We start from the raw sequence: 5,615 nt of genomic DNA, 5'->3' as shown, positions 1-5,615 counted from the left end.
TGTCGAACAGGAAGAGGTCGCCTTGCCCATTGCGCGTGCCGGCGATGGCCAGCTGGCGGCCGTCCGGCGACCACGAGAGGGCACTGATCGACTGTACACCAGGGACGCGTATGCGCGAGCGCAGCGTGCCGGTGGTCACATCCATGATGGCGAGCTCGGAGTCGCCTCGACGCACCACCACCTGCGCGTACTGCCGGGAGTCGGGCGACCACCCGCCCGAGGCGTACAAGAACGCAATCGCATCGGTGTGCCCGTCACGCGCCAGCGCGCCGAGGGACCGCACGTCCCGTTGCGTCCGCATGTCGCGCAGCCGCACATCCACCCGACCGAACGCGTCACGGCCGATGTACGTGAGCCACGCGCCATCAGGACTCAGTTGCGGATTGAGCGAGAAGCCGCCGTCACGTGCCCGCGGTGTGAGCGGCACCCCGAGCGCCGACGCCGGCTCGCGCTGCGCGAGGAGACCGAAATACGCCACCGAAATGTGGGTGTGCCAATCGTCTTCGATGACCTCGACCGGGACACCGAGGGTGCGCTGCAATGCCCCTCGCACGCCCAGCACGAGCGCATTGCGGTAGAGCGTCGCCAGGGCATCGTCGCCAAACCGTCCACCCAGATACGCCCAGAAGGCGTGCCCGTAGCGGTACGGGAACAGACGCGGATTGGTGGTCAGCTCGTCCACGCTGGGCAGCGAGTCGGCCAGCAACGCCGAACGCAGCCACATGGCCGTGTTGGGATCGTCGCTGCCGAGCGAGACATACTCTGCCATCCCTTCCACGAACCAGAGCGGCAGGTCGAGCACAGCATTCTGTCCGCGTGTCCCGCGGGCCATATCGAACTGGAACAGGTGCGCCACCTCGTGGCCGAGCACGTGATCGTTCTCGGCGCCGACACCGGTAAGGGGCATGACGAGCCGATCGCGCAGCGATTCGGCGAAGGCACGCGTGCCCTCACTGAGTGGTGTGCCACTCAGCGTCGTTTGCTGAAAGTCCGGGTGATTGGTGTACAGGACGAGCGGCTTGCGTTCGGCGAACGTATGCCCGAGCAGCCCCGACAGACGGGTGTACCACCGCTCGGCCTTTCGCGCCGTCTCGCGCACGGTCGACTCGGCGGCGCGATCGAAGTGAATGTCGAAGTGTTCGGTCCGCAGCACCTGCACATCGAATCGCTCCCAGCGCACGCGATTCTGACCGAAGTACTGCGCGTGGGCCGCACTCGGCCACGCCGCCAGCACGAGCAGCGCGGCGAGCACAACGCGCACGGGTCCCGGACGAAGTGGGCTCCGCCAGGGGTGGCGAGGAATCATTTGGCCCTCTGCAGGGGCGGTGGCGTCGACGTGAGTTGCGACGCCACCGGCATGAGTATCAGAAACGGATCCCCGCCATGAGCGGCAGGAATGTGGTTCAGGCGCGACCGGTCATGGCCTCGCCGACGGCCACCTTACGGCTGGCGGGACGACGGCGGAACCGAAGGAGCCGGAATGTTCGGCCGCACCACGCGACGCGGCGCCGCCATCTCCGCCGCCGGCACATTCGTGGCGGGACGGACATCCCCGTTCACCTCGTTGGTGAGCAGCATCGGCGCCTTGCCGTCGGTCACGATCACCTTGGCATTCGGGCTACGCGCGAGCTCCCGGAACGCCTCGATGGACTGATACGAAATGATGGACGGCGTGAGTCCCTGCGCGATGATGGCCCACGAGTCGCGAATACCCTGCGCCTCGATGGTGCGCCGCTCGGCTTCCTGCTTTTCGCGATCGAGCACGAACTTCATCTGCTCGGACCGCTGCTCAGCCTCGAGCTTCTCTTCAATGGCGCGCGCCAGGTCGGCCGGGAGGCGAATACTCTTGAGCAGCACGTTCTCCACCACGAACCCGCGCGGTTCGAGCGTCTCCATCATCTGGGTACGAATGGCCTGCTCGATGCCCGTGCGCGTGCCGCTGTGCATGTCCTTGGCCATGTAGCGCGCCGAGACGTCGGCGGCCGACGAGCGGAAGACGGGGATGATGACGTCTTCCTCGTACCGGGTGCCGCTCGACTCGAGGATCTGGCGAATGCTCTCGGTCTTCGCCCGATACAGGATGGAGACTTCGGCCGCCACGTTGAGCCCTTCCTTGGAGGGCATTTCGAGACGCACTTCGCGATTCACCACACGCGCCGGCACCCGAAGCACCGAATTGACGCCGGGAATGATGAACTGGGCGCCCGGCTGCAGGGGCCCGCTCGCAATACGGCCGAACGACGTTTTGACGCCGATTTCGTCCTGGCGAATCGTGGCGCAGCCGGTGAGCAGCGGCAGGACAACGAGAGCGCCCAACGCGGGGCGGGAAACGGACGGCAGGACACGCATGGTCGTAACCTTGGATGTGCGAAGGGCGAGACCTTCGCGAATTTCCGTTATCCGCAATGCGCCGCACTCACGGCACACCAGACATCCGGTCGCGAAGGTCTCGCCCATCGTCACCGGAGTGACGACTCACCGATCCGTGCGCTCTCGCAGGCGCAGTCTTGACGAATCGGCAACGCAGCGCGCTGTGACTCCAGCGCGAGCGGCGCTACTCCCCTTCGATTTGTACCATAGAATCCGTCAATAATTTTCCCAAATAGATTATCTCCATGTCATCCATTGATAAAATCTATGGAACCATCGCACCGCAGCAGTGTCAGCGCACGATGAAGTTGAGCGGTGGAGCCTCCCACACGGTGGTACTGCCGCGAAACACCCGCAGGCTCATGCGCGACGCACCACTCGCATCGCCGAACAGAGTGCCCCCGAGGCGATCACCGAGCCAGCGGGCGCGCGAGGGATCCTCGATGACCACCGGCAGGGAATGATCGCCGCGCGTGGCCAGGGTGAACCATTCATTGCGCGGTGGCATATCGTGATCGTCCGGCGACCGCCCCTGTTTCACGAAGTGCACGAGGTAACGGGAGGAGTTCCCCGTACGCACGGTGGGGAATCCATGCCAGTGATCGTCGTGCGAGAAGTACACGGTACCCGTTGCGGGTTCTTCGACGACCACACTGGCGATGGTTAGACGTTGCACCTCCGGTGGCGGCGCGGCGACATCTCCACCGCCCCCGCACGCACCGAGCACGATCAAACTGGCCGCGGCCATTACTCGGCCGATGAGGGACTGCGCGCGTACGTCGTTCATGGTGTGTCCTTCGATCAGCGGGGGCGTGTGCACGCCGCCCTCGGTTGTACCTGCACGTCGAGCCATGGCGTGACGAGGTCGGCGTGCGTGAGATGCCACACGAGAAAGCGCACCCGCGTGGTGCCCGACGCCAGCGCGATGAGCCGTCCGCGGCCACGCAGCGGCTCCCACACGACGTTCGCCTGCACGCTTTCGCCGCGAATCTCGAGGTCGCGCCGGGACACGAGATCGACCGGCATGCCGCGGAAGTCGAGCGGCTTCGGCACCAGGGTGTGCGTGTCTCCTTCACACAGCACGAGTGGCGAGGCATTCCACGCGCGGTTGTCGGTGGTGCGCATGAAGACGACCGCACTCGCCGAATCGCTGAAGACGAGGTCGGCGACCTCGGCGTGTGGCGTCACGACGGCGATGGGATGCTCGCAGGCCGTCAACAGGCAGGAGGCAGCGACGAGCCGCACCCCCTGTTTCAGCAGAGTCGCGCCGCGCATCACCAACTCCACCGGTAGAACACCCGCATATTGCGCCCGGGTTGTGGGGCCACCTGTTTGGCGCGCCAGAGATGATCGCGCCAGTCGACGTCGAAGAGATTGTCCACGGCCGTGGTGATTTCGTGCAGTTGTCCGCCGAGGAACCATCGGCGCGAGGCGGTGAGATGCACTTGCGTCCACCCATTGGTGGCACAGAACTCAGCTGGCAACAGCGCGGGGGCACCAACACCACGCACCGCTTCCGATTCGCGCAGCGCGCAGGTGGTGGCACCCGCGGTAGCGGGAGCCGGTGGCACGCGTGTTTGCCGCATGGCATTCTCCACGACGCCGGTGATACTCCAGATGCGACCATCGCGGCGGAGCTGCAGTCGCGATCGGAGCGGCGGCATAGCAGGAAGCGGGGCCCAGCGTGCGGCGGCGAGACGCATGTCCACCGGCAAGCGCTGTTCGCCGCGCACCCACGACACCGTGGCATCGAGCACGGCGCCGCGCAGTGCGGGGACGCGCCATTCGATGCGCCCTTCGGCACCGGACATGCGCGCATCGGCCTGATCGGCCTGATACACGTTGTAGCGACGCAGGCGACGGTCACGCACCGGCGCGCCGGTGAGACTGTCGACGAGTGGGCGCTGATAGATGTAGTCGGCCAACCGGGTGCTGAACACCGCCACCTCTCCGCGCACGGCACCGCGATTGAGACGCGCGAAGAGATCGAGACCAAGCCCGCGTTCATCGCGCAGCTGGGGATTGCCCACTTCGTAGGCGTATGTCGCCAAATGAGGCCCCGCCGAGAAGAGTTCTTCGATCGCGGGGGCACGGAAGGCACGCGTGGCACTCGTACCCAGCGTGACGCCGCGCATGAGTTCCACGGTGGCACCGATGCTGCCGGTTGGTGCCGCGAAACGACGGGTGCGCACGTCGCGCACGAGTGCCGTTTCGGTGCTGTCGAGCGGCACGATACGCGTAGCGTCCCAGCGTGCGCCGACCTGGACGCGAACGGCGCGGCCGTTGAACAGGGAGTCGAGCTCCCACTCTTCCATGGCGAACGCCGCGGCACCTCGTAGCACACCGGGGCGCGTACCGGTGAAGCTTCCTTCGGCGCGGAAGTCACGCCACTGTGCCCAGCCGCCCATGTTGCCGCGCACCGGCACACCGGCGTGACGCGTGTACTGCACCAGCAGATCACCGTTGGCCATCAACTGTCCGAAGCGCGTCCCGACGAAGCCCCCGCGCTCAAGTTCGGATTGTTCGAATCGCACGAACTGCGACGACAGATTGGCCTGCGTCACACGCGGCCACCACCGCGGGGGCCGTGCCGACGTGACATCGGGCGCACGCCACGAGGCGTCCACGCGGCCGCTGCGGCGCGCCAACGCGACGTACACACCGCCGTCGTGCGCCCCGGGCAGCACCACACCACCGAAACTGCCGGGCACCCCGTAGGTGCTCGCCACGTCGCGCGCGGCACCGCCGATGCGCCAGATGCCCTTCGACGTGGCGACATCGACCAGGGCCGCGCCGATGCCAACATCGTGGCCGCGCAGGTCGGAAAACGGCAGCATGCCGTTCGGCGCGCGCGTATCTCCGGCCGTGCGCCACGCGGCATTGGTGCGCCAGGCGAGGGCCCCCGCTCCGCCCTGCAGGCGGGCGTGCATGGCCCCGCCATTGTTCACCGACTCGCCCTGCCCACTGAACGCTCCACTCAGCGCGCGCGCCACCCGTTCCGCGGGGACATCGTCACGCACCACGTTCACCACGCCGCCGAGACTGTTGCTGCCGTAGAGGAGGCCGGCCGGCCCGCGCACCACTTCCACGCGTCGTGCCGACATCGGGTCGATCGTGACCGCATGATCGGGCGCCGTCGTCGCGATGTCACCGGTGCGCTGTCCGTCTTCGAGCACAAGCACTCGATCACCGGTGAGTCCGCGAATGACCGGCTGCGTGGCCATGGGGCCATTGCTGCGCGAGGT

General features: G+C 66.7%; 4 protein-coding genes and 1 pseudogene. All 5 read right to left on the bottom strand.

Features of this window, described 5'->3' with window-relative positions:
- Positions 1–1,261 (bottom strand): annotated as a pseudogene (locus tag ACIQ6O_RS11950) (peptidase S9); the annotation flags it as partial.
- Between the two features lie 179 nt (positions 1,262–1,440).
- Positions 1,441–2,349, bottom strand: coding sequence for a prohibitin family protein (locus ACIQ6O_RS11945; RefSeq protein WP_396208017.1), 909 nt, complete (start codon positions 2,347–2,349; stop codon positions 1,441–1,443).
- 313 nt (positions 2,350–2,662) lie between these two features.
- Positions 2,663–3,190 carry a hypothetical protein gene (locus ACIQ6O_RS11940; protein ID WP_396208016.1) on the bottom strand — a complete coding sequence of 176 codons (528 nt, stop codon included), beginning with the start codon at positions 3,188–3,190 and terminating at the stop codon, positions 2,663–2,665.
- A complete protein-coding gene (locus ACIQ6O_RS11935; protein WP_396208015.1) occupies positions 3,172–3,645 on the bottom strand; it encodes a hypothetical protein in 474 nt (157 codons plus the stop codon). Before ACIQ6O_RS11935 ends, ACIQ6O_RS11940 begins: the two co-directional genes overlap by 19 nt.
- Positions 3,645–5,615: TonB-dependent receptor (locus tag ACIQ6O_RS11930; RefSeq protein ID WP_396208014.1), on the bottom strand; the 1,971-nt coding region annotated here is incomplete at its 5' end. The genes ACIQ6O_RS11930 and ACIQ6O_RS11935, both read right to left, overlap by 1 nt.

The sequence above is a fragment of the Gemmatimonas sp. genome (assembly GCF_044345575.1).
Taxonomy (GTDB): Bacteria; Gemmatimonadota; Gemmatimonadetes; order Gemmatimonadales; family Gemmatimonadaceae; genus Gemmatimonas.
Note: the sequence above shows the minus strand (reverse complement) of the source record. Positions and strands in the feature narration are given on the sequence as shown.